Genomic DNA, 25160 nt, shown 5'->3' with positions numbered 1-25160 from the left:
TTTATTAAATTAATCTTGGAAAACCAGATTTGCTTTATCAATATTGTGGCTGTCAATATCCAACACTTGTTGCTTTTCAACTTCAACCTGAATCATTTCGTTCTCAAGGTCTACGTTAACAAGTTTGGCTTGGAATTTACGACGATTATCCACAGCACTGATCAAACGCAAAGCGACTTGCTGACCAATGTATGCCGTCATTTGTTCCAATTTAAAGAACTGACGATCCCAACCTGGAGATGACACTTCTAATGCATATTCGCCTGAAATTGGATCATGTACATCCAACATCGCACCCACTTGCTGAGTGACACGAACACAGTCCTGCACGCCGATACCACGGCCTTGCTCAACTTCGCCATCTTCATTGATGACAGGTTCTGCATTTTCATCAACTTCACGGTCGATATAAATACGTAACAGTGAACGTTTTCCTTGAGGTTGGAAATCAATCCCCCAAAGTTCTACATCACATGCTTGCACCGCTGGGGCAATTAAGTCCTGAAGTGCTTGAGTTTTATTTGATAGCTTCATTTACTCTCGTCAAATTTGTGCGATTCGATGGTCGAAATGACCACTACAGACCAATACGAAACTATAGTAGTAGTGAAACATGACGGTTTGACCAAAATACTGTCGACACTACACGATAGCCAATAAAAAAGGGCGTAAATCGCCCCATTATTACACAGAAAACCATAGTCCACTGTGCAAAAAGGCCCACCTAGTTGTGAGCCTCTTTTAGAAACTTGGTAGCGGGAGCTGGATTTGAACCAACGACCTTCGGGTTATGAGCCCGACGAGCTACCAGACTGCTCCATCCCGCATCAACATGCAAAAATTATATACAATTTCTTGGTCATTTTCAATCTAAAACAACCTGAAGAATTGCCCTACTGAGTTGCATCTCAGAGGATTGGTAGCGGGAGCTGGATTTGAACCAACGACCTTCGGGTTATGAGCCCGACGAGCTACCAGACTGCTCCATCCCGCATCAACATCACAATGACTTTCAGATAAACTGCTTATATAGATTGTGTGCTATATAAGATTGGTAGCGGGGGCTGGATTTGAACCAACGACCTTCGGGTTATGAGCCCGACGAGCTACCAGACTGCTCCACCCCGCATCAATATGCAAATAGTTTTCTCAGCTTTAAAAGCTGTCCATTTAAAAGTTTGCATCTTAAAAATAGAATTGATTGGTAGCGGGAGCTGGATTTGAACCAACGACCTTCGGGTTATGAGCCCGACGAGCTACCAGACTGCTCCATCCCGCATCAACAGAGTTTTGCTGCATACACCAACTTATGTTCTGGATTATAAGTTGGTGCGGAAGGGGGGACTTGAACCCCCACGCCCGAAAGCACTACCACCTCAAGGTAGCGTGTCTACCAATTCCACCACCACCGCAGCTGTGACGCATTCTAGTCGCAACACGTCAAAAAAGAAAGCGCTAAATAAATTATTCAGCGCTTTTTGGTGCAGTTGGCGAAGTTTCAGCCGATTTTGCAGGCGCAGTCGGTACTGAAGAAATCGCATTCAGACTATAAGCATCTGTCGTTTGTTTCTTTGCAAACACAGCAAGTGTCAAGCTCGTAACGAAGAACAAAGCCGTTAAAATCGCAGTCAAACGGGTCATAAAGTTACCCGAACCCGATGCACCAAATACAGTTGCAGCACCGCCGCCACCAAAAGATGCACCCGCATCTGCGCCTTTACCATGCTGAACTAAAATCAGCACGATCATTAAAATCGCTAAGATAATATGTACCACCAGCACAAACGTATGCATGCTGAACTCCTAATTATTTTGTATTTGCAAATGCTTGAGCAATTTTATAAAACGACTCTGCATTTAATGATGCACCACCGACCAGCGCACCATTGATATCCGGACAGGCTGCCAACTCTACTGCATTTTCAGGTTTTACACTACCACCATAAAGAATCGCAGTATGAAGTCCCATTGGGGTGATTTGGCTTAAACCTTCACGAATTTTAGCATGCATCGCTTGTGCATCTTCAGGTGACGCTGTTTTACCTGTACCAATGGCCCAAATTGGCTCATAAGCCACCACAATTTGTTTCCACTGCTCTGCTTGTACGACAGCAGCGATATCACATATTTGTTGTAACACAACCTGTTCTGCTTGACCGCTTTCACGCTGTTCTAAGCTTTCACCCACACAATAAATCACATTCAAACCTGCGTTTAATGCATTTTTTACTTTTTCATTAATGATATGCGGTTGATCAGCAAAAATTTCACGGCGTTCTGAATGACCAATCAGTACAAATTCAATACCATAATCTTTTAATAGCTCAGCACTAAGCTCACCCGTGTATGCACCTGTACCTGCGACGCGAGAAACGTCTTGTGCAACAGTCATGATGTAACGGCTTGCTTGTGCTAATTCATTTTGCACCGAGGTCAGAGCAATAGCAGTTGGTGCAACCCCAATATGGCATGCCGCTTCAGCAATATTTTGTTCATTTAATAATTGCTTAAAATTCTTAAGAAGTGCGCCAGCATCGGCTTGCAATGGGTTCATTTTCCAGTTACCCACTACCCAAGGCGTAATCGTCGAACCCGACATATTTATCCCACATGACAAAGATGAAATCGGGCACATTCTACACGTAATTCATAATTTTGAAGATAAATTTCAACACATTTGCATCTTCGAAGCACACCAGTCATTCCAAGATCTTCACTTTTCTGTAAAAAAATTAAGCAGATTTAAGGACTGGTTCATGCTTTTTACCAATTCTTAGCTAGTGACAACACTTTAAGATATGGTATTTTTGTGCAACAAAAGTATAATTTTGCTATACCAATTATAAACAGACTGAAGCATAGGCAAGTAAAAGCATGACAGCAGTTCAAGGTTCTTCAAGATTTACGGGGTTTATTCGTCGCTTAGTTGACGAAGGGCATCTGTCTGCCGAAAAAATGCAAACAGCGCTGCAAAATTCAAAAAAGGCTCATCAAGATATCGTGCCGCATTTGATTCAGGAATATCAACTTTCAGCACGCCTGATTGCAGAAACCATCTCGATAGAGTTCGGTGAACCGGTTTTTGATATTTCAACTTATGACACGTCTTTAATCATTCGTGATGAGTTTGAAGATAAGTTAATTACCAAGCATCGTATTTTGCCCATTTTTAAACATGGCAATTTGTTATTCGTTGCGATCAGTAATCCCACCAATATTGAAGCTGTAGATGCTATCCGATTTGGTAGTAAGCTCAATACCGAAACCATTATTGTTGAACATGACAAACTTGAAAAGTTAATTGAGCAGAACTTCGCTGAAGAAAGTACTTTCGACTTTGATGATGACTTTGATCTTGATTTAGAACAGGAAACGATAGACCCAGCTGAACAAGCAGATGAAAAAGACAATGGTGATGAAGCGCCGATTGTTAAGTACATCAATAAACTACTAGTCGATGCGATTCGTATGGGTGCATCTGACTTACATTTCGAACCCTACGAAAAGACCTATCGCGTCCGCTACCGTGTCGATGGCGTGTTAAGAACAATTACCAATCCGCCCTTGCAACTTGCGACTCGACTTGCTTCGCGTTTAAAAGTCATGTCACAAATGGACATCTCGGAAAAACGTATTCCACAAGACGGTCGTATCAAGTTAAAGCTGTCAAAGAACAAAGCCATCGACTTCCGTGTGAACTCCTTACCGACCTTGTTTGGTGAAAAACTTGTTCTACGTATCCTTGACCCTTCTAGTGCGATGTTAGGGATTGATGCGTTGGGTTATGAACCGGATCAAAAAGAACTGTTCATGCAGGCTTTAGAAAAACCGCAAGGCATGTTGCTCATTACCGGTCCAACGGGTTCCGGTAAAACCGTATCTTTATATACCGGTCTAAACATTCTTAACCGTGAAGATACCAACATTTCAACGGCCGAAGACCCTGTGGAAATTAACTTAGAAGGGATCAATCAGGTCAACGTAAATAATAAAGTCGGCCTCACCTTCTCTGCAGCATTGAAGTCATTCTTACGTCAAGACCCTGATATTGTGATGGTCGGTGAGATTCGAGATTTAGAAACGGCTGAAATTGCCATTAAAGCAGCTCAAACGGGTCACATGGTGATGTCTACACTACATACCAATAGTGCACCTGAAACATTGACACGCTTACGCAATATGGGCGTGCCCTCATTTAACATTGCGACATCCGTGAACCTTGTCATTGCGCAGCGACTTGCGCGTCGCCTATGTTCACAATGTAAAGAAACAGTAGAGGTACCAAAACAAAGTCTACTGGAACTTGGTTTTACTGAAGACGATTTAAATACACCAGAATTTCAAATATACCAACCTGTCGGTTGTTCCGAATGCCGCGAAGGCTATAAAGGTCGTGTCGGTATATATGAAGTCATGAAAGTGACACCTGAAATTTCAAGAATTATTATGGAAGATGGCAATGCCTTACAAATTGCCGAAGCTTCAAATCAAGCAGGTTTTAACAATTTACGCCGTTCAGGCTTAATTAAGGTCATGCAGGGGGTGACTTCACTTCAAGAAGTCAATCGTGTGACCAGTGAGTAAGTGAATTAGTATTTAAAAATAAGGATAAATTCATGGCTGTAAAAAAAGCGCAGATGATGCCAACCTTCAGTTATGAAGGCGTGGATCGCAAAGGGGCGAAAATCAAAGGGGAAATGCCTTCGCGTAATATGGCTTTAGCCAAAGTCACTTTACGTAAGCAAGGCATCACCATTAAAACCATTCGAGAAAAACGCAAAAATATTCTCGAAGGCTTGATGAAAAAGAAAGTATCCACTTTGGATATCACGGTATTCACGCGCCAACTTGCAACCATGATGAAAGCCGGTGTACCGCTCGTTCAGGGTTTTGAAATCGTGGCGGAAGGCCTAGAAAACCCAGCCATGCGTGAAGTGGTCTTGGGGATCAAAGGTGAAGTTGAAGGCGGTAATACCTTTGCTGGTGCGCTGCGCAAATATCCGCAGTATTTCGATAACCTATTTTGCTCCTTGGTTGAATCAGGTGAACAGTCGGGTGCACTTGAAACCATGCTAGACCGTGTTGCCATTTACAAAGAAAAAAGTGAATTGCTTAAGCAAAAAATCAAAAAAGCCATGAAATACCCAGCAGCGGTCATCGTTGTCGCTGTTATTGTGACGATTATTTTGATGGTAAAAGTGGTTCCCGTATTCCAAGACTTGTTTTCATCATTTGGTGCAGACTTACCTGCCTTTACCAAAATGGTGGTCAACATGTCGGAATGGATGCAAAAATATTGGTTCTTCCTCATCATTGGAATTGGAGCTGTGATTGCTGGTTTCATGGAAGCGAAAAAACGTAGCAAGGCTTTCCGTGACTTCTTGGACAAAGCTGCACTGAAAGCACCGATTTTTGGTGATTTGGTTTATAAAGCAATTATTGCCCGCTACAGCCGTACCTTGGCAACCACATTTGCAGCCGGTGTACCCTTAATTGATGCGCTTGAATCAACTGCAGGTGCAACCAACAACGTGGTATATGAAACAGCTGTGTTAAAAATTCGTGAAGATGTGGCGACCGGCCAGCAATTGCAATTCGCCATGCGTGTCACCGATAAATTTCCCTCTATGGCGGTTCAAATGGTGGCTATTGGTGAAGAATCAGGTGCTTTAGATGCCATGCTAGATAAAGTGGCAACGCATTATGAAAACGAAGTTGATAATGCCGTAGATGGCTTAACCTCGATGATGGAACCCTTAATTATGGCGGTACTGGGTGTCCTCGTTGGTGGTCTTGTGATTGCAATGTATCTTCCAATCTTCCAAATGGGTTCTGTGGTTTAATGCAAGAATTAATAACATATTTAATCAATACCCCAATTGCGATGTATTTCGCAGTTGGGATTTTTAGTCTTTGTATTGGTAGTTTTTTGAATGTGGTGATTTACCGCACACCAAAGATGATGGAACAAGAATGGCGCACAGATTGCCAACTGTTTTTACATCCAGACCAACCGATTATTGATGAAACAAAGATCACACTAAGTACCCCTGCTTCAACCTGCCCAAAATGCAAAACGCCCATTCGTTGGTATCAAAACATTCCGGTCATCAGTTGGATTGTGTTACGCGGAAAATGTGGAAGTTGCCAAAACCCGATCAGTAGCCGTTATCCACTGATCGAGCTACTCACCATGATCTGCGCGCTGATTGTTGTTGCTGTTTTTGGCCCAACCATCCAAATGCTGTTTGGTCTGGTGCTGACTTATGTCTTGATTGCCTTAACATTTATTGATTTTGACACCCAACTTTTACCTGACCGTTATACCCTTCCTTTGGCTGCACTCGGGCTTGGCGTGAATAGCTATGCCATTTATACCTCTGCAACCTCAGCCATTTGGGGATATATCATCGGCTTCTTATGCCTATGGATTGTTTACTATTTATTTAAAATCATCACTGGTAAAGAAGGCATGGGCTATGGCGACTTTAAGCTTTTAGCTGCCTTGGGTGCATGGATGGGCCCTTTCCTGCTTCCACTGATTGTATTACTCTCTTCACTGGTAGGTGCAATCATTGGCATTATTTTGCTCAAGGTTCGTAAAGAAAACCAACCTTTTGCATTTGGTCCCTATATTGCCATCGCCGGATGGATCGCCTTTTTATGGGGTGATCAAATTATGAAAATTTATTTGGGTCAGTAAGGTCGTTGTATGACATTTGTCTTGGGTTTAACAGGTGGTATTGGTAGCGGTAAATCTGCTGCAAGCAATTGGTTTGAACTCCAAGGCATTCAAGTCGTCGATGCTGATATCGTTGCACGGGAAGTTGTCGAACCTGGTCAACCCGCACTGAATCAAATTCAGCAAAATTTTGGTGATTGGGTTTTACTGGAAAATGGTGAGTTAAATCGGCGCGCTTTACGTGAACATATCTTTAAAGATCCTAAAGCACGTCAAGCACTTGAAGCCATTACCCATCCAGCAATACGCCAATCCATTATCCAACAATTAAACAAAGCAAGCAGCCCCTATGTCATCTTGGTTTCACCGCTATTATTTGAAACCAATCAACATGAATTGACCAATCACACCTTGCTGATTGATGCCACAGAACAATTGCAAATTCAGCGTGCATCACAGCGCGATGGTCAAAATATCGAGCAAATCCAAAAAATTATTCACGTACAAATGCCACGTCAGGAAAAGCAAAAAATTGCCGATGATATCGTGCTGAATGATGGTCATTTAGATCATCTTTATTCGCAGCTTCGGCCTTTGCATCTCAAGTATTTAGCGCATGCTGAAAAAAGCTAAATAAAAAAGCAGTCTTACTCAGACTGCTTTTTTTGTTGTTCGAGTTGCTGCTCTAGACTATCCTTTCGTCCCAACCATTTCCACGGTTGAATCGCTCCAACCCCCATCCCGACCAATCCACACACAATTGCAAAACTTAAAGGTTCATTTAGCAGCGGCACCGCTAAAATCGCAGCTATAAAAGGTGCCAAAGTTACGATGCTTCCGGCTTTAAATGCACCTAAGCGCTTGATCGCCTCTACATACGTTAAAGTCGCAATAATCACCACAAAAATACCGTGAAAGATGACTTGCCCAATGAGCTGAAGCGGCTCTGGATCGGACCAATGTTTAGGGAAAAATATTAGGTAAATTGGCACAAATACCACGGCAGACCAAATCGCAACCCCCGCCATGGCATGCCAAGCAGAGAGCTTCCATTGTTTAAGCAATACCGTAAATATCCCCCACCAAATGGCACTGATAAAAAACAGCAAATCACCGAGACCAAACGCTACACCGGTTTCCACATACATCAAATAGCTCATTAAGCTAATGGCAGAGACCATAATCACTACACTGATCCAGGTATGCTTATCGAGCGGCTGCTTGAAGATCAGAAATGCGGCTATGGCCGTACATAAGGGAATACAACCATTGAGGAAGATTGCAGCATGAGCCGCAGGAGCATAATGAAATGCACTATAGGCAGTTAAGCAATAGGTCACCCCGCCGAGCATGGCAAGGATAAAAGGCTCTTTCTTCCATAAAAAAGCCGTATCTTTTTTATAAATCAAAATTGGCATTAATATACAAAATGCCAAAGCAAACCGAAGTGCGGTAATGTCCCAAGCACTGATTCCCCAATTGGCGCTTAAACGTGCTGTTAAGGTGAATCCGCCCCAAATACACATGGTAATGAAAACATATAAATAACCTTGCTTTTGGGGAGACATCATCACTTCTATTTCAATTCATTATTACGTTGACGGCATGCTTCATACAATGCCATACCTGTCGCGACACTGACATTTAAGCTTTGCAAATTACCAGCCATTGGAATGTAAACAGTTTGATCACATTGCGCCTGCGTAATAGGACGTAAACCTGTATCTTCAGCGCCCATCACCACACATACACCCGTACCTGTGAAGTCAAAATTTTGAATCGGCAATGCTTTTTCATCTAGCATAGTGCCGACCACACGTACATTAAAGTCTTCTTTGATTTGAGCCAAGGTACGTGCCAAGTTCGTCACCTGAATAAACTTCACTTTTTCAGCACCACCTGCAGCAACTTTACGGGCTGTTGGGGTAAGCGTCGCTGAACGATCACGCGGTGCAATCACAGCTTCAACACCCATGGCTGCCGCTGTACGAATGCATGCACCAAGGTTATGTGGATCTGTAATATGATCTAATGCCAATAGCAACGCATTTGGATTGGCTTGTAATAAAGCCTCTAAATCTTTTTCGTTCAAAACTGGATGTGGACGTACAGCAGCAACCACACCTTGATGGAACGGTTGTCCCGCAAGTTTTTCCAAACTATCACGACTAGCTTTTTGAATGCTGACACCAAACGGTTCTGCAAGCTCAAAAATACGTTTTAAACGCTGATCATCACGTCCTTTTAACGCAAATAAAGTTAAAACGCGTTCTGGCTCAAGTTCCAGTAATGACTCCACTGAATGAACGCCATAATAATATTCCGGTTTCGCCATGAACGACCTCTAAATTGCAAACTTCGATAAACTTTTGAACAGGGTATGATATCCCTAGAGCACAGCATAGGCTGCCAAAAAGAAAAATCCTGCAAAGCAAGCTTTACAGGATTTATGCTATGACACATAGTTTAACCGATTTGAGGTTAAAAAACTGTGCCTAAATGGATTGAATCATTAGCCTTCTAAGTGGCACACATAATCCAACACTTCGTCTGTTTCAATTTTAAATCGGCTATTACCTGGCACGTAGAATGATTGACCCGCACGGAATAATTCGCTTTCTTCGCTATCTGCAATTTGAACACGACATTCACCTGAAATAATTTCCATACGTTCAGGTACATGGGTTTCAAAAGTCAGCGCTTGTTCAGTTGGAAGCAACACACCCAGTGTTTTCTTTGTTCCATCTTCAAATTGCACAGTATGGCTGATGCATAGACCGCCAAAATAAACATTTGATTTTTTGATGACTGATACATGATCAAACTGTGCTGACATGCGTTTTCTCCAGATAAAGCATATTTATAATATTTTGATCGATGTAGTTTAATTGTGCTGCAAAAACTAATCAATCTGTGTTGAAAACTGTGCGATAGATAATTACAAAAATCTGAGTACTGGATGTGCCCCTATTTCATCCCACCACCTCAACATTGAGAGTCTAAAACAAGCTGTGCTGTTGTACAAAATACTTTTTTGTTTCATCCACTAAAGTCCTAGTTAGGGTCTATTGAAACGCTGCAAAATCATTTCACAGATATATACATGGATAATGAATTATATGGACGGATTTAAGAGACCAAATCATGACGTTTTAAGGCAATAACACGTTAGATTAGATACAAGAATACATACACAAACGTGTTTTGTGAGAACTTAGCAAAATGTTGGATGATTTAAGCTCACGTTATGCAAGATCATTTACTCTTTGCATCACTACACTGCGTGCTTACGGCAGATACGAAACTAATTTCTTATTAAACTGAAATTTAAGATAGAATTATGAGGTTTTTCGTCATCTTAAAATAAAACTTATCTTGTGACTAAAACAAAACTTAATTATCTTTAACTAGAACTTTTCGCAGCTCGGATGCGTTTATGCTGACACATTTAACTCTGATCAATTTTGCATTAGCCGACCATTTAGCCATCGACATTGAACAAGGCTTTAATGTCCTGACGGGTGAAACGGGTGCAGGTAAATCTTTACTTCTAGACGCATTATCAGCTTGCTTAGGTGAACGTACAGACACCAACTATGTGCGCTATGGATCAGACAAAGCCGATGTAACAGCGACCTTTAGCTATCAAGAGCACAGTCCTGAAGCGCTTTGGCTCAAAGAACACGAATTGGATGATGAGTCTGGCGAGATCCATTTACGTCGCGTAATTTTTGCAACAGGTCGCAGCAAAGCATGGATTAATGGACGTCCAAGCAGCTTGTCCGAGTTAAAAGAAATTGGCCGCTTATTGGTACAACTCTATAGCCAACACAGCCAACAACAACTCTTAGAACCGCCCTATCCAAAACATTGGCTGGATCGTTATTACAATTTTTATCAGCCTGCTCAAGCCGTGCGTGATGCCTATAGCAAATGGCAAAAGGATATTCGTCAGCACCAAGCAGCACTCGATGCACAGGCTACACGTAAGCAACGGATAGAAACGCTTGAACTTCAATTGGAAGAACTTGAAGACGTTGTGCAAACGGACTACAAAGAAATCGAGCAAGAATTTGACCGTCTCAGTCATCATGAACATATCATGCAGGATTGTAGCTATGGTTTAAATGCCCTCGATGACGCCGAGCAAAATATCAATCAAGAAATGGGCGCAATCATTCGTCGGATTGAATCGCATGCAGGACGTAGTGAACAACTTTCTGAAATTTATACGTCGCTGCTGAACGCTCAAAGTGAAATTGAAGATGCCACCGCAAATTTACGTCAGTTTATTGATCGTCAAAGTTTTGATCCTGAACGTATGGACGAATTAAATACCAAACTGGAAGTTTTTCATCGCTTAGCGCGTAAATATCGTACTCAGCCTGAAGATTTAAAAAATGATTATGATGCGTGGCAACTTGAGCTAGAACAATTACATCAACTTGAAGATCCTGAAACCTTAGCTGAACAAGTAGAAGTGTCTCATCAAGACTTTTTAGCCAAAGCACAGCATTTGGATGATATTCGTCGTGAAGCGTCTACCCCATTGGCGAAGCAGTTGACTGAACAAGTGAAGCAGCTCGCGCTCCCAGAGGCTCATTTTGAATTTAAATTTGAGCCTCTAGAACAAGCTTCAAGTGAAGGTTTAAGCTTTATTCAACTGCTGTTCACCGCAAACAAAGGGATTCCTGCTCAGCCTTTAGCACGCGTGGCATCGGGGGGTGAATTGTCACGTATCGCCTTAGTCATGCAAGTAATGAATGCTGAAAAAACTGAATCCGAAGTCTTAGTCTTTGATGAAATTGATGTCGGGATCAGTGGCGGAACGGCAGAAATTGTCGGGCGCTTATTGGCTGATTTGGCACAGCATGTTCAAATTTTATGTATTACTCACCAAGCCCAAGTCGCTGCCCAATCTGACCAACATCTTTTAGTGAAAAAACGCCAAACGGATCCTGCAAGCAGTACCATTATCGAATTAGAAGAAGATGATCGGATTCAAGAGCTGGCTCGAATGACTGGTGGTGTGGAGATTAGTCAAACGACCTTACAACACGCAAAACAGTTGCGACAATTAAAATTTCAACATAGTTAATTTTTGATGTGTTCAAAAAAGCCTGTGGATTCAAAGTACACAGGCTTTTTTCTTAAATACACTATTTGACAATTCCCTGATACACAAAGGCTTTCGAGCCTAAGCTATAGCGTAAATATTTATACTGCGGCTGATGTTGTTGATTGAGTAACATAACATCCACGTGTTTCGGACTGATTTTGAGATATTCATTACCGCTACGACGATCGGTTTCATAATGGCAGTCATAATCTACCGAGATTTGATCTAGTTTCTTTTGCTTAGTTTGAAATACATAAGATTTAAGTAACTGTTTTGGTCCAACTTCAACAGCTCTTAGATGATGTAGTCCACTGCAATTATCACCTTTATAATAACTCTTCACCAAATATACGGTTTTATTTTGGATGTTGACCGGCAAAATTTGATTGATATAGCCTGAGTCAAATTGATCTAAATGTTGCGTTTTTCCCGTTGCATATTGCACATAGCTGCTCCACTCCCCCATGGTGCCTCCGCCAGACACATCAAAACTATAAAATTTAAGTTTTTTATCTGGTGAATATTGCACATGAACAAAACCTTGCTTTTCGAGTTGCGTAAATCCGTAGTGAAAACTGCTCGGATCTGCCGCAATGACATCCACAATTTCACGTTCTATCGCTTCATTGACCTCATAAAAATTTAAGTTTTTATATTTTTTAATCACCTGAGATTCATGTTTTTGTAAGTCAGCGCCTCCTGCAAAGCCTGAAATAGGTAGGCTTGCACAGAGTGCCATCCCTATTATTTTTGAATAATGTGTCATTGTTTTACCCTCAATTTATCCTGCTATTTTAAGCAATCTCAGTCATCCATCACGTATATCTTATCCTCACTTTTGTACTGCTGTTGTTCAAATCACCAATCATCGCTTCACAATTCACCACATTGCAGACCCGCCTGCACGATGAAGATTTTTAGCATGTCCCTCACTGGTCGAGCATGACAAATATTGAATTTGCAGAAAAACTCATTGTTGAAAACTTGTGAGTCTAGTATGTTGATAAATACAACGTTATTCGAATGCAATTCACCCCCAAGAATGAAACTTACACCAATAAGGAGAAGCCATTAGGTGACTAAACAATACCTCACACACCGCTGCCTGATTGCTCCACCCGAAATGAACGATGAATTCTTTGCCAATACGGTGATTTATTTGGCGCGACATGATGAAGATGGCGCTCAAGGCATCATTATTAATCGTCCTTCAGGTTTACAGATCAAAGAGCTCTTGAATGATTTGGAAATTGAGGCAGATAATGTGCATCCTCATGAAGTGTTGCAAGGTGGTCCTTTGCGCCCAGAGGCAGGTTTTGTTCTTCATACCGGTCAACCGACATGGCATTCGTCTATTGCTGTAGGTGAAAATGTCTGTATTACCACGTCTAAAGATATTTTAGATGCGATTGCACACAATGAAGGTGTGGGGCGTTATCAAGTGGCTCTAGGCTATGCCAGTTGGGATAAAAGCCAATTAGAAGAAGAAATTGCTCGGGGTGATTGGCTCATTTGTGACTCAGACATGGATTTAATATTTAACTTACCTTATGACGACCGCTGGGACGCTGCCTATAAAAAAATGGGCGTAGACCGCATGTGGTTATCATCTGAGATTGGACATGCCTGATTTACCACAATATCAAATGATTATGGCCTTTGACTTTGGCACACAAAAAACAGGAATGGCTGTGGGACAAGCCCTGATTGAAAGTGCAAATCCCCTGCCACTCTTTCCAATGAAAGATGGCATTCCCAATTGGGATAATCTACTCAAGATTGTGAAACAGTATCAGCCGGATTTGTTCATCGTGGGTCTACCGCTCAATATGGATGATAGCGAATCTGAACTCTCCACACGTGCGCGTAAATTTGCACGACGCCTTCGCCACCAAACCAATATTGAAACCTTGATGGTCGATGAACGCTTAACGACACGTGAAGCGCGTGATGAATTAGATCATTATCAAGCCCAAGGCCGTGCGAAGAATCTTTCTGCCGACAGCCTTGCTGCAGCATTGTTTATTGAAAGTTGGTATCGAAATCCAGTGGGACTGAAACCTTAAGCACTTTCAACAAACAGGCAAATAAAAAAGCATCCAAAAGAGGATGCTTTTTTATGCGCAAGATTGACCACTCAATGCTGCGCGGATGAAATGATTGGGGATAACTTAGTTTTTATCCACAATATGAATCGTGGTGGTTCGACCCGCGACAAAAGCCAACTGATCATGCGGTACTTCATCCAGTACAATTTTCACTGGTACACGCTGTGCCAAACGGACCCAACTAAAGGTTGGATTGACATTGGCAAGTAAGCCATCAGTCGAGGTACGTTCACGGTCTTCAATCCCTGTTGCAACGCCTTGTACATGGCCTTTATAAACCTCAGAACTTCCCATCAGTTGGATTGTTGCAGGTGCGCCAACATAGATTTTATCCAGTTTGGTTTCTTCAAAATATCCCACAACATACAATTGTTGACGGTCAATTAAGGCCGCTACGGCTTGGCCTACTTTGACATAATTCCCTGCTTTGAGTTCGAAGTTAGACAAAGTTCCATCTGTTGGTGCAACCACTTCCGAACGTTTTAAATTCAACTCAGCCAAATGCAAATTGCTATTCGCTGCTTCAATCAGGGCTTTTTGCTGCACCACACTGGCTTGGGCTTGTTCAATCGCTGCCTGAGTTTGCTCATGCTCTGCATGTGATTGATCACGTACTGCAAACATTTGATCTTGTTCTTGTTTTGAAATCGCACCGTCCATCAAACTTGCATAACGATTTGCATTTTTATCTGCAAGATTAATATTGGCTTGCGACTTCACTAAATTCGCTTTGGCTTCAGCAAGCTGCGCTTCAGCCCCTGCCAGTCCTGCTTTGGCTTTCGCCAAGTCAGATTTGGCTTGCTCAACATCCAAGGCTTGACGTGCCACATCTATACGAAACAGCACTTGGCCTTTTTTCACTTGTTGGTTGTCTTGAACCAAAACGTCTGTGACCAAACCTGAAACATCCGATGACACTTGAATCACGTCACCACGTACCCGTCCATCACGCGTCCAAGGTTCCGAATTGTAATAGTCCCAAATATGTTTTAGCGCAAGTAATGCGCCGCATAGCACGATTATCAACAATACAGGCCGAACATATTTTCGGACATTCAAATTGGTCATACAATTACCTCAATCATTTCATTTTTTAGGGGCTTAGAACTGGCAGAAAATAAAGATTTCATGCACCAGCCAAAGTAACATCACAAATACACCCAAATAAAAAATATTGGGCATCGGCACCCAATCTTGCGCCATCCATCGGTCAAACAAACGCATGATGACCCGCAATAACAGATAGGCCAATATCGCTTGAATCAATAGAATGGGCACATAGACGCCATATATATTTAGCTCACCCATGTTGTGCCTCGACCTGTAAATGATTTGGTGTTTGCTGTGTTAGGACATGACACAAACTGCTTTGAATATTGTTCAGTGAATACTGAATTCGATGCATAACATCGTCGTTTTCCACACCCTGAACGGCCTGATTCAATCGTTGAATTCGCTCTACAATTTGCTGTTTCAAGCTCATATACACATTCTTTTGCCCTTGTTCCATGGCCCGAAAATAGTCATCTAAATCCTGTTGTAACTCTTCGAGTTCGCTGACCAATGCATCATTCGGATCGAGTTTATTCATCAGTTCTTGTAAGCGGGTCAAATCAATCACCGCACTGGCTTCCACCAAAGCCCACTCGATCTGTTGTTTCAAATTTCCTGATTGCACCATTTTGCTGTTTAGGATGCCAATTCGGTCCAACATACTGCGTAAATGCACCCGAAACGGTAAGCCGTACGGCAGATATAAAGCCTGACGCAGTGCTTTGTAGTGCTGTGAAAGTATGCGTTGGGCCGTCATATCTGGTGACATTGCACGTACTAAATGAATAATAAATACCGAGATAATGGGTCCCAAAACCGTCCCAATCGATGCATCAAAGAAAAACACCTGATCGAGGCTAAAGCGGTTTTGAAAATTCAGTCCCATGATGGTGCCCATCAAAAGCGGCAAGCTGATCCCAATCAAAGGCGGATGTAAAAACAGCATCAGACAGAACATCACAAACGGTGCTAACACCACGATCAACTGCCAAAAAGCGGTCACATGCGGGAAAATGCCATAGGCGTAGATAAACACCATGAAAGCCGCATACATATTGGCGCGAATAAACATTTTCAATGCAGGAACAGGGTTATCCATTGCAGTTAAAATACAGGCACTGATCGCAGCCATTTCGGCCATCATAAATCCAGCTTTCCAACCACTAACGATCCAAAAACCCGTAGAAATTAAAATAATCAAACATGCAGACACCCCGCCACGAATGGCAACCCCCGCATCTCGGTGCAAAGTCGGATAATGACTATTGCCCAAGGCGGTCAGTGTAGCTGGTAAAGTGGAGTCGCCTTGCTGTACCCGCTGCCAAAGCAAGCGAATCGCACGAATATTCTGAATAAAATGGCGAATATCCATTTTTAGACTGCCCAAAATCACCTGTTGTGATGGCAATGCCTGTGCATGAATGTGTTGAAAATCTTGCTCAAACTGTTCAGGCAATTGATTAAGTTCACTTTCCTCAATCTGATGTTGATCTAATAAAAACGCGGCAATATGTTCATGGGCTTGCTTGAGTGCCGTCCGATAATGTGTGTCCAGACCATCTAATTGTTTCATCCGTTCAGACATGGCCACCAAGTTACTGACCAACAAACTCAACTGATGCAAGATTTCCTGCAATGGACGTGTCATGCCTTTTAAGGTGGATTTTTCATAAGACAAATGCACCGCCATGACATGTATATCCGCGATATCTCGTGCAATATTGCCAAGATTTTTAGAATAATTTTCTAGCTCAGCAGGCTCTAATAAAATCTGATCAAAAATTTCTTTGGTATCGGCAAAGGTTTTGCTCACCCGTGTTTCGACGGCAGGGCCAATATGCATTGGAAATAATGTCGTGGTCACGATGGCACTACAGACCACACCCACCGTAATTTCGAGAAAACGCCCCAAGGCCATATCGAAGATCGAAGCGGTATCAATAAAATACACGACGTTAAAACAGATAATGACCGTGGTATAACCCGCCAACATGGAAACATAACTACGAGGCGTACGGTCTAGCAGTGACAAATACAGGCAAAACCCAACCCAAACCGCTAAAAACACCGTAAACAGTACAGGCATGTGAATGAGATGTGGCAGTGCCACCACCGACACGGCCGCCCCTAAGAACGTCCCTAATACACGATACAAACTTTTTGAAGACGTCATCCCTGAATATGGATTCGCGATCACGAAAACGGTGCCAATCGCCCAAATCGGATAAGCCAAATTCAGTACAAAGGCCACATACAATGCCAACATGCCCGCGATGAACGTTTTGGTCGCAAAAATCCAGTCCATTTTATTGGGCCGAAAAGCGAGTATTTGTTTCGTCAGCAGCATGATGGATCTCGGTGGTTTGCTTCTTTTTAGTGAAAACGACCTCGTATCGAATGCTTAAACATTCGACAGCACAACCTGTATCACGGCACAGGAATGACTAGAAATTTCAATAAGTAAAGAAGCGATTCAAATCGTATTTCAAACCATTTGAATACAAAAAGTAATGTGCAACATTGCCTGCGCATCGAACAGATGGGCAATATTTATTCAATATAGGATATTTTCATAGCAATTTTGCTAAAAAAACAAACCGAAGTCAATAAAAATATCTTATTTTGATAATTCAACTATATTTTAAATGCGTATTTCAGGTTTTTACTATGCTTTTATCAGGATGACCCAAGAAACCCGGTGATATTTCAGATTTGTTTCATTTCCAGTGTAGAAAATCGCAACATCAGGCCGAGCAATTTGTTATAAAGTAACTTAACGATTCATTTTTTATTGTGACCAAGCAGGTTCTTATGGCGCTTTCCAGTTTTGGTAAAATTCTCACCGTACTCGACTTATTTTCAGTTGCTCGTCCCATCATCAATGTCGACATTATTAGTGAAGAATTAGGCTTATCTAAACCAACGAGCTATCGCTATTTAAAAGAACTGGTTTCTGCTGAATTATTGCAGCGCCTCAGTGGGACTTCTGGCGATTACACACTGGGTTCAAAAATTGCTGTGCTTGATTTTATTTCTCGCACCACCGATCCATTGGTGCAAATTAGCATTCCCTTCATGAAAGAAATTGTGGAACGCACAGAGTCTTGTTGCTTATTGACGCATCTGAATATCGACTCTTGCATTGATGTACATCATGAACTTTATAAAGACTATGCAGCCTTGGCTTATGGTCGAGGTAGCCCGCGTCCGATGTATAAAGGCTCATCGTCTAAAGTGATTTTGTCTCAGTTACCTAAGCAACGGATTTTAGATTATTACCACCGTTTTGCTGACGAATTATCTCAAGTTGGTTTTGCGCATAATGAAGAAGAGTTTATGCAGCAAATGAAAAAGATTAAAAAGCAGGGTTATTATTTTTCCAATGGTGAAGTTGACCCGAATATGTCGAGCCTATCGATTCCGATTAAATTTTCCAGTAAAGAACCCCCACTTGCTTTGACCCTATTGGCGTCTAAAAATCGTTTTGAATTTATGAATTTTCAAAAAATCGTAGAAATGATGCAAGACTGTACAGCGCGTATTGAGAAAAAATACAGCAGTTTGATGGAAGAATCGGACGCCATTTAAATCTGATCAGTTTGCGCACAACTGATGCGATATTGTAAAGATGATATTTAATTAATCTGATAAATTTATATTATTAATTGAATTTATTAATTATAAATTCCAGAAAGATTATCATAATATGATTATTGTTCTTTAGCAGTCATCTCAGCCATGTGTTCCATGATTTCAGTTGATTGTCGCTATACTCTTCCTCAGAGAAAGAAAAAAGCTCATCTAGATATGGGCTTTTTTTACGGCTGTTGATCATAGAAATAACGAAAGGTTAAATTCACCCTCGGCTCGGTCACTTTCATCGACTTCATTAGGGCATGTTTCCAATACCGTTGGGTTTTCCCACGCATCACGATCAACTGTCCACTTTGCAGTAAAAGCTGTACTTTCTCTTGAGTGCTTTTATGTTTAAAGCAAAACTTTCGGCTTGCGCCAAAACTCAAAGATGCGATCACCACCTGCTGTGTGGGTGAAAGCAAAGATGGCTCATCATCACTATGCCACCCCACCGCTTGCGTACCATTTTCGTATAAATTGGCCAAACAGGAATTAAACGTCTGACCCACCCGTTGCTCAATATATTTCTTTAAGCGCAGTAAAGCCGGATTCCAGATCAATGCCTGCTTTTGCATGCCTGAATAGTGATACTCATAATGAGCATCTCCATACCAAACCACTTTTCGTTCCGTTTGAAAATACTGTCCATGCAAAATGACTTCATCATGCTGCCAAGCCAACTGCGTGAGGAAATAGCGTAAATATTTTTCACTGTCTTCAGCATTGAAGATCAATCCATAATCTTCAACTTCACCATCATAGGGCAACAGATTTGCATGCGGTTCAGGCGTAAATAATTCAAAATTCATCGGTTCAACTCAACACTGTTTGGCACAGCAGCGTGATGCTGATGTCGTGAGCACATTTAAAAAATATCTTAGCCGAAAAACTCTCGTCACAAATCAAAACATTGTCATTACTTGTCGCATAGAATTTTCAGTCTTAGACTAAAGCTCATATTCACAATAAAAATAATTGCTTATGAACCTGTGGCAGCTTTTCCAAAAATTACGTCCATTCGTACAGCCATACCGCTGGCTGGTGGTCGTGACGCTGATCTTGACCTTAATTGGCTCACTCACGGCACAGGTGAATGCCCTGACACTCAAATATACCGTAGACAGCATCAATCAGCTTTTACAGCAAGGCCTCGGTCTAGCCAATGGTTGGCATATATTAATCACCATCACCGTAGTTTTACTGGGAAAAGAAGTCATCAATGCCATCGTGCAATTTGGACAAAAATCGTTTGGTGAAAAGTTACGTATTTTAATTTCTCAGGATTTGTCCCAAGGCATTATTGAAAAATTTATCACCTATCGATTGGCATTCTTCGATCAACAAGACAACCAAGCAGGTAAGCTCCAAACTCGAATTGATCGGGGTGTCAGCTCGCTCACACGACTAGTTCAAATCTTTTTTATTGATATTTTACCGCTTTTTACCAGTGCGATTATTGCACTGGGCTTAATGTATTATGCCAATGTTTGGGTTGGCGTGGTGGCCACAATTATCGTGCCGATTTATTTTTGGCTAACTTTCAAACAATCACAAAAACTGGCAGGCAAACGCCGTGCCCTACGCGATAATTTTGAAAAGAAAAATCAGGGTATTCTGAGTATTATCAATTCGATAACGGTCATTAAATCTTTTAACAAAGAAGCCGTCGAATCGAAAAAGCAATTAAATCTGCAAAAGTCACTGACTGAAAACCAGATGCAGACACGGCAAACCAGTTATATCTTTGACGGACTCAAAACCTTTATTGAACAGGTCGGTGTGGTACTGATCATCATTCTGACAGCCTATTTTGTTTTGGATGGGCAAATGAGTATCGGGATGATTATGTATCACGTGTTGTTATTTAATAACGTCTCTGCCCCGATTCGCTCGCTGCATCGTATCTATGATGAAATTAACTCTGCGATGATTTATTCGGAAAGCTTCTTTAATATCTTAGAAGCGGATCATGAAATTGAAACCAGTGGCACTGCCCAACCTACGATTCAAGGTCAATTTGAATTGAGCAATGTCGACTTTAGCTATCCCAATGGTTTTCAGGCATTGCACCGCATCAACATGACCATCCAACCGAATAAAATCACCGCATTGGTTGGTTTATCTGGCGCTGGTAAATCGACATTAATTAGCTTACTGGATAAGTTTTATCATCCTCAAGCGGGCAATATCAAACTCGATGGCATCGACCTAGAACAAATTGATACGCAGTATTTACGTGAAAATATTGGTTTGGTTTTACAAAAAAATCATATTTTCCCAGGTTCAATTTTTGAAAATATTCACTATGGCAAAAGTACAGCCACAGAGCAAGAAGTCTTTGATGCAGCACGAAAAGCCTCGATCCATGATCAGATCTTAAAACTTCCACATGCCTATGAAGCCGATGCCTTACTGCTTTCGGGTGGACAACAACAGCGCATTGCCTTAGCACGCATGTTCCTGAAAAATCCACCGATTATTTTCTTGGATGAACCGACTGCAAGTTTAGATGCTATCGCTGCTGAACAAATTAAAAATAGTTTGGATCAAATTAAGCAAGGTCGTACCGTCATCATGATTTCGCATAGTTTGTCGCAAATTATCGATGCCGATTACACCTACGTCATGAAAGATGGACAAATCGTAGAACACGGGGAGCATCATGATTTGTACCATCAAGAAGGTGCCTATAAGCAAATCTTCGATGCGATGGCGAAAAGTTTGAATATTGACAAAATTGCCCGAGCTTTTGAGGAAGACGAAGAAACACATAGTTAATTTTAGACAAAAAAAAGCCCATCGTGTGATGGGCTTCGTTCATATTGGTTTTTATCAATTAACGCTGAACTTTTTGCTCAATTTCTTCAACACTGGTGTGACGGACATCTAGACCTTTCACCATATAAATCACTTGTTCAGAGATATTTCGAGCATGGTCACCAATACGTTCAAGTGAACGCAGCACCCAAAGTACATTCATGACCCGAGTAATGTGGCGTGGATCTTCTATCATATACGTCATGAGGGTACGGGTTGCCGATTGGTACTCACGGTCAATATCGGCATCGGCCAAAAGGACACGTAAAGCCTGATCTACATCCAAACGTGCAAAGGCATCGAGCGCATCATGAATCATCACACGGACTTGGTTGCCAATATGCCGTGTTTCCATATAACCACGCGGTGACCCCCCCTCTTCACACAAGCTTTGTGCAATACGGGCAATTTTTGCCGCTTCATCACCAATCCGTTCTAAATCGGTATTGGCTTTCGACATCGCAATCACCATGCGCAGATCAATCGCTGCAGGATGACGACGCGCCAAAATTAGGGTAAGCGCTTCATCAATTTCAGTTTCCATACGGTTCACCGTATTGTCTTGAAATTGAACATCGATCGCCATCGTTGCATCCGTATCCAATAAGGCATGAATGGCATTTGCAACCTGCTGCTCCACCAAACCACCCATGGTCATAAATTTGGTATGCACATCCTGCAATTCTTCATTGAATTGCGAAGAAATATGATGGTTTAAAACAGGATTATTAGGCAAAGCGAGTCTCCACTACAACGTGAATCGGCAGATTTTAGTGCCATATTAAAGCATATTGATTGTGAAACTTTTATGACCATGGCCTATTTCTTTAGTAGGATCGATGGCTGATTTTTCTGATCGACCAACCACGCATTCATTTCCACTAAATCAGCTTCCGTTAATTTCCCAACGGAGGCTTTGAGTTGCAGTACATGTATTAAATAATCGTACTTAGAATTTAAATAATCTTGACGGGCTGAAAAGGCATTACGCTGTGCCAAAAGCACATCAACCATGGTTTTCAGACCTTCCTGATACTGGGCTTGTGATGCTAAAGACACTTGCGCGGAAGAATCCATCGCTGCTTTACGAGCCTGTAATTTACTTTGATCCGTTTCGACTTGCATATAAGATTTTTTTACATCGGTTTGTGCTTTTCGAATCGCTGCATCCACCTGTGCTTGGCTTTTTTCAACATTGATCGCCGCTTGTTTGATGGATTTCTGCGTCCGTCCACCATTAAACACATTCCAGTTCATTTCAATCCCTACCTGATCAAATTGACCATCTTGCGACATGATGGATTGTGGACTTTGCTTGTTATAACCATAGGTCCCAACGGCTTCGATCTGAGGATATAAGGCGGCCTTTTCAACGCGTTTGCCATCTTCCGCATATCGTTGTTGCATACGCGCTTGTAAAATGCCTAGGTTCTGCCCCTGAGCCAATTCTTCCCACGCTTGTACATTGTTTGGAATCGGTTTCTCAAACTGAAAATCTTCACGTAACACCGCCAAATTTTCTCGATATGGTCCAATCAACTGTTGTAATTGTTCCTGCGCCAAAACCAATTGAACATTGGTCGCCATGCGGTTAGCCCGTGCATTTTGATATTGTGCATTGGCTTCACTGACATCACTTTTTGCCACCAAACCTTCTTTTAATTTGCCATTCATCATACGCAGCTGTTCAGATAGCGCCTGTTCTTCTTGTAAGTTTGCAACCGTTAAAGCTTGCTGACGTAGGACATTAAAATAAGCTTCTGAGACATTTAAAATATGATCTTGTTTTTGAATCCGCAGATTAATTTCACTTAAATTAATCGAGGTCTTAACTTGCTTCAGCCCTTCCCATGCATCCCAACGAAAAATGGGCTGACGAGCAGTGAGCGCAATTTGTCTTGTTGTCGTGCTGTCTGGCATGATCAGCCCAGCTTGAGCACCGCTTTGGTTGGAATTTTGATTTTTTCGGGTCACATTTCCGGAGATTGTTACCGTCGGGAGTAAGTTCCCATTGGCAATCCCCAAATTCAACTTATCTGCTTCATATTGTAGTTTATTGGCTTGCCAATTGGGGTCTTCCTGTTTTGCACGTTCATAAGCTTGCACAAGGTCTAGCGCACACGCCCATTGACTCGTGAAAAGCAAACAAAGACCCACCACAACTTTTTTGTTCATTTTTTTTGTAAATTCCTAATATTCAAATACCCGAGATTGAATATTCAAGCCTAAAACTAAGCAGATACTAATCATATCCTTACAAATTTCCGTATGATTTTTATTAATTTTTTATATCAAATGCGACAAAATCAGATAATTTCAGTCGTTTTCGGACATTACTCACAACGCTATAACAAAGAACTGTACAATAGTACACATATTGCACGTGTTTCATCTATAGAATAGTCGACATTCCATCGGACAATACCACTTCTATAGCGCATCGAGTTCCTGTGTCAAATTTTTTTCAGCTGCCTGTAAAGTTTAGTGCAATGTTTTTATGTTTCAGTATGTTGAATGGATGCCAACAACAGCCTGAACCACAACCTGCACCAGAGTTTTCCAACAATAAGACTGTTCAAAAAGAAGCAGTCGATTTGTCTTTGCTGTGCAAAAAACTTGAAAAAAACATGCTGGAAATAGACGATCAACGAACAACTTTCGCTTTAGAACAAATCAACCAAGATCTCAAAGTCTGCTTGCCGCTGTTAAAAGCGGACGAACAAAAAAAATTACTGCGTTTGTCCAATCAAATGTATCGCAACTTTTTACATGTTGAACGTACAGCTCAACAGCAAATGGCGTTCGAACAATTTGCCTTTGATATGGCTCAGCATCCCACCATTCAACAAAATCATTATGAACAGCTCACTGCCCGCGATCAGTATTTACTGAAACATAAAGGCCAAGCTTATGTGGAGTTGTTCGATGCAGGTGAAGGACAATTACGCTATCGCCGCAGTCCTGAATATTTAGCCAAAATTTTTGCGCCTTATATGGAAGAATCTGAGCAAGTCTTTATTGAAAAACTGGCTGAACAAAATGCACAACCCGCCTTGCTGCAACAAAGTTTAGCCATTGAGCCGCAAGAGATTGCGACACGTGCAATTTTTTGGGAAGACTATCTGAAACAATATCCAGATAGCCCCTACAAAAAAGATGCACAACAATTGCTATATCAATATAGCCAGTTGTTATTTATTGGTTCGGCACACAGTCCAGTTTCCAATGATTTTTCAGACCGCCTCAGTATTCAAGCCAGTTCTTTAGAAGAAATTGAACGCTTGGCTCAATTAAAAAACTCCAAATTGGCAGATCAGGCGCGTTTATTTTTAAAATTATTAGATCAAAACACTGCCGCATCTACTCAACGTTCTGAAGCTCAGTTGTTGAATTTAATTGGTGTCCGTAATCCTGATCCGCATTATAAGAAAGACTGTTTTAGTGATGCTATTTGTGTAAATAAATAGTCCTTTTAGCTAACTCTAGCTCAATTGCACACGAGCCTGCCCAAAATTCTGCACTGCAAAATCGATGAAAAATAACACTGTTTTAAAACAGCCTTCATGCTAATATCCGCACAAAGCTTGACGGAGCGCAGGTAATTTCCTGCTGAGATCATCTAAATTTAGTTCGCTAAATTTAAGGATGAGTACCGTTGAACCTGATCAGGTTAATACCTGCGTAGGAATCAAGCCATCTAAAAACTTAAGCCCTTCTTATCTCTTGGTTTTACGCCTTTATTTTC

23 protein-coding genes, 5 tRNA genes and 1 riboswitch are annotated in these 25160 nt (G+C 41.6%); of the genes, 10 read left to right on the top strand and 18 right to left on the bottom strand.

Going from position 1 to position 25160, the window contains the following annotated elements; translation table 11 throughout:
- Positions 1–9 precede the first annotated feature (9 nt).
- The 8 genes from rimP to tpiA all read right to left on the bottom strand — a co-directional run bounded on the left by rimP (position 10) and on the right by tpiA (position 2599).
- Positions 10–534 carry a ribosome maturation factor RimP gene (rimP, locus tag FTT72_RS06635; protein WP_078192559.1) on the bottom strand — a complete coding sequence of 175 codons (525 nt, stop codon included), beginning with the start codon at positions 532–534 and terminating at the stop codon, positions 10–12.
- Between the two features lie 216 nt (positions 535–750).
- Positions 751–827 (bottom strand) — tRNA-Met (locus FTT72_RS06630).
- 90 nt (positions 828–917) lie between these two features.
- Positions 918–994 (bottom strand) — tRNA-Met (locus FTT72_RS06625).
- 58 nt (positions 995–1052) lie between these two features.
- Positions 1053–1129, bottom strand: a tRNA-Met gene (locus tag FTT72_RS06620).
- Positions 1130–1202: 73 nt separating this feature from the next.
- Positions 1203–1279, bottom strand: a tRNA-Met gene (locus FTT72_RS06615).
- A 48-nt stretch (positions 1280–1327) separates the two neighbouring features.
- Positions 1328–1412 (bottom strand) — tRNA-Leu (locus FTT72_RS06610).
- A gap of 52 nt (positions 1413–1464) precedes the next feature.
- Positions 1465–1794, bottom strand: coding sequence for a preprotein translocase subunit SecG (gene secG, locus FTT72_RS06605; protein ID WP_078192560.1), 330 nt, complete (start codon positions 1792–1794; stop codon positions 1465–1467).
- Between the two features lie 13 nt (positions 1795–1807).
- The gene (gene tpiA / locus FTT72_RS06600; protein ID WP_180178070.1) at positions 1808–2599 is read right to left on the bottom strand and encodes a triose-phosphate isomerase; all 792 of its coding nucleotides are present in this window, start codon (positions 2597–2599) and stop codon (positions 1808–1810) included.
- Between the two features lie 275 nt (positions 2600–2874).
- Between tpiA and pilB the strand changes: the two genes are divergently transcribed.
- Genes pilB through coaE form a run of 4 tightly spaced genes read left to right on the top strand, consistent with a single transcriptional unit; the run spans position 2875 to position 7315 of the window.
- Positions 2875–4584, top strand: coding sequence for a type IV-A pilus assembly ATPase PilB (gene pilB, locus FTT72_RS06595; RefSeq protein WP_180004674.1), 1710 nt, complete (start codon positions 2875–2877; stop codon positions 4582–4584).
- A 32-nt stretch (positions 4585–4616) separates the two neighbouring features.
- Entirely contained in the window at positions 4617–5843 is a 1227-nt protein-coding gene (locus tag FTT72_RS06590; protein ID WP_168378204.1) for a type II secretion system F family protein, read from the top strand.
- Positions 5843–6703 (top strand): A24 family peptidase, encoded by an 861-nt coding sequence (locus tag FTT72_RS06585; protein WP_180004675.1) that lies wholly within the window; start codon positions 5843–5845, stop codon positions 6701–6703. Before FTT72_RS06590 ends, FTT72_RS06585 begins: the two co-directional genes overlap by 1 nt.
- Positions 6704–6712: 9 nt before the next feature.
- Positions 6713–7315: a dephospho-CoA kinase gene (gene coaE, locus FTT72_RS06580; protein WP_180178069.1), complete on the top strand. Its 603-nt coding sequence runs from the start codon at positions 6713–6715 to the stop codon at positions 7313–7315.
- A 14-nt stretch (positions 7316–7329) separates the two neighbouring features.
- Here the strand turns inward: coaE and FTT72_RS06575 are convergent, their stop codons facing one another.
- The 3 genes from FTT72_RS06575 to FTT72_RS06565 all read right to left on the bottom strand — a co-directional run bounded on the left by FTT72_RS06575 (position 7330) and on the right by FTT72_RS06565 (position 9518).
- Positions 7330–8250 (bottom strand): DMT family transporter, encoded by a 921-nt coding sequence (locus FTT72_RS06575; protein ID WP_373686897.1) that lies wholly within the window; start codon positions 8248–8250, stop codon positions 7330–7332.
- An 8-nt stretch (positions 8251–8258) separates the two neighbouring features.
- Entirely contained in the window at positions 8259–9017 is a 759-nt protein-coding gene (gene rlmB / locus FTT72_RS06570; protein WP_168378207.1) for a 23S rRNA (guanosine(2251)-2'-O)-methyltransferase RlmB, read from the bottom strand.
- A 177-nt stretch (positions 9018–9194) separates the two neighbouring features.
- Positions 9195–9518 (bottom strand): pyrimidine/purine nucleoside phosphorylase, encoded by a 324-nt coding sequence (locus tag FTT72_RS06565; protein ID WP_067763086.1) that lies wholly within the window; start codon positions 9516–9518, stop codon positions 9195–9197.
- 600 nt (positions 9519–10118) lie between these two features.
- Between FTT72_RS06565 and recN the strand changes: the two genes are divergently transcribed.
- Positions 10119–11780 (top strand): DNA repair protein RecN, encoded by a 1662-nt coding sequence (recN, locus tag FTT72_RS06560; protein ID WP_078189423.1) that lies wholly within the window; start codon positions 10119–10121, stop codon positions 11778–11780.
- A gap of 61 nt (positions 11781–11841) precedes the next feature.
- Here the strand turns inward: recN and FTT72_RS06555 are convergent, their stop codons facing one another.
- A complete protein-coding gene (locus FTT72_RS06555; RefSeq protein ID WP_180178067.1) occupies positions 11842–12567 on the bottom strand; it encodes a hypothetical protein in 726 nt (241 codons plus the stop codon).
- Positions 12568–12876: 309 nt separating this feature from the next.
- Between FTT72_RS06555 and FTT72_RS06550 the strand changes: the two genes are divergently transcribed.
- Both FTT72_RS06550 and ruvX read left to right on the top strand, forming a co-directional pair.
- Positions 12877–13431, top strand: a complete 555-nt coding sequence (locus FTT72_RS06550; RefSeq protein ID WP_180178066.1) for a YqgE/AlgH family protein — start codon at positions 12877–12879, stop codon at positions 13429–13431.
- The gene (gene ruvX, locus FTT72_RS06545) at positions 13424–13867 is read left to right on the top strand and encodes a Holliday junction resolvase RuvX (protein WP_078192570.1); all 444 of its coding nucleotides are present in this window, start codon (positions 13424–13426) and stop codon (positions 13865–13867) included. Before FTT72_RS06550 ends, ruvX begins: the two co-directional genes overlap by 8 nt.
- A 105-nt stretch (positions 13868–13972) precedes the next feature.
- Here the strand turns inward: ruvX and FTT72_RS06540 are convergent, their stop codons facing one another.
- Genes FTT72_RS06540 through FTT72_RS06530 form a run of 3 tightly spaced genes read right to left on the bottom strand, consistent with a single transcriptional unit; the run spans position 13973 to position 17309 of the window.
- Entirely contained in the window at positions 13973–14977 is a 1005-nt protein-coding gene (locus FTT72_RS06540) for an HlyD family secretion protein (protein ID WP_180178065.1), read from the bottom strand.
- A gap of 33 nt (positions 14978–15010) precedes the next feature.
- Positions 15011–15217: a DUF1656 domain-containing protein gene (locus FTT72_RS06535; protein WP_180114128.1), complete on the bottom strand. Its 207-nt coding sequence runs from the start codon at positions 15215–15217 to the stop codon at positions 15011–15013.
- A complete protein-coding gene (locus FTT72_RS06530; protein WP_180178064.1) occupies positions 15210–17309 on the bottom strand; it encodes an FUSC family protein in 2100 nt (699 codons plus the stop codon). Before FTT72_RS06530 ends, FTT72_RS06535 begins: the two co-directional genes overlap by 8 nt.
- A gap of 464 nt (positions 17310–17773) precedes the next feature.
- On the opposite strand from FTT72_RS06530, the gene FTT72_RS06525 reads away from it, so the two are divergent.
- The gene (locus tag FTT72_RS06525) at positions 17774–18550 is read left to right on the top strand and encodes an IclR family transcriptional regulator (RefSeq protein WP_180177186.1); all 777 of its coding nucleotides are present in this window, start codon (positions 17774–17776) and stop codon (positions 18548–18550) included.
- A gap of 230 nt (positions 18551–18780) precedes the next feature.
- Here FTT72_RS06525 and FTT72_RS06520 read toward each other — a convergent pair whose 3' ends face one another.
- Positions 18781–19407, bottom strand: a complete 627-nt coding sequence (locus FTT72_RS06520; RefSeq protein WP_078192573.1) for an alpha-ketoglutarate-dependent dioxygenase AlkB — start codon at positions 19405–19407, stop codon at positions 18781–18783.
- 172 nt (positions 19408–19579) lie between these two features.
- Between FTT72_RS06520 and FTT72_RS06515 the strand changes: the two genes are divergently transcribed.
- Positions 19580–21376, top strand: coding sequence for an ABC transporter ATP-binding protein (locus FTT72_RS06515; protein ID WP_180178063.1), 1797 nt, complete (start codon positions 19580–19582; stop codon positions 21374–21376).
- A gap of 58 nt (positions 21377–21434) precedes the next feature.
- On the opposite strand, the gene phoU is transcribed toward FTT72_RS06515, so the two are convergent.
- Both phoU and FTT72_RS06505 read right to left on the bottom strand, forming a co-directional pair.
- The gene (gene phoU, locus FTT72_RS06510) at positions 21435–22151 is read right to left on the bottom strand and encodes a phosphate signaling complex protein PhoU (RefSeq protein WP_078189433.1); all 717 of its coding nucleotides are present in this window, start codon (positions 22149–22151) and stop codon (positions 21435–21437) included.
- Between the two features lie 83 nt (positions 22152–22234).
- Positions 22235–23590: a TolC family outer membrane protein gene (locus tag FTT72_RS06505; protein ID WP_078189434.1), complete on the bottom strand. Its 1356-nt coding sequence runs from the start codon at positions 23588–23590 to the stop codon at positions 22235–22237.
- Positions 23591–23922: 332 nt separating this feature from the next.
- Here FTT72_RS06505 and FTT72_RS06500 point away from each other — a divergent pair, with 332 nt between their 5' ends.
- Positions 23923–24882 (top strand): hypothetical protein, encoded by a 960-nt coding sequence (locus tag FTT72_RS06500; protein ID WP_180178062.1) that lies wholly within the window; start codon positions 23923–23925, stop codon positions 24880–24882.
- Positions 24883–24993: 111 nt separating this feature from the next.
- Positions 24994–25120, top strand: a riboswitch (TPP riboswitch).
- The last annotated feature ends 40 nt before the right edge of the window (positions 25121–25160 follow it).

Origin of the sequence: Acinetobacter sp. YH01005, from assembly GCF_013420465.1 — a bacterium.
GTDB classification, from domain to species: domain Bacteria; phylum Pseudomonadota; class Gammaproteobacteria; order Pseudomonadales; family Moraxellaceae; genus Acinetobacter; species Acinetobacter amyesii.
The sequence above is the reverse complement of the archived record's forward strand: the minus strand, read 5'-3'. Positions and strand labels throughout refer to the sequence as shown.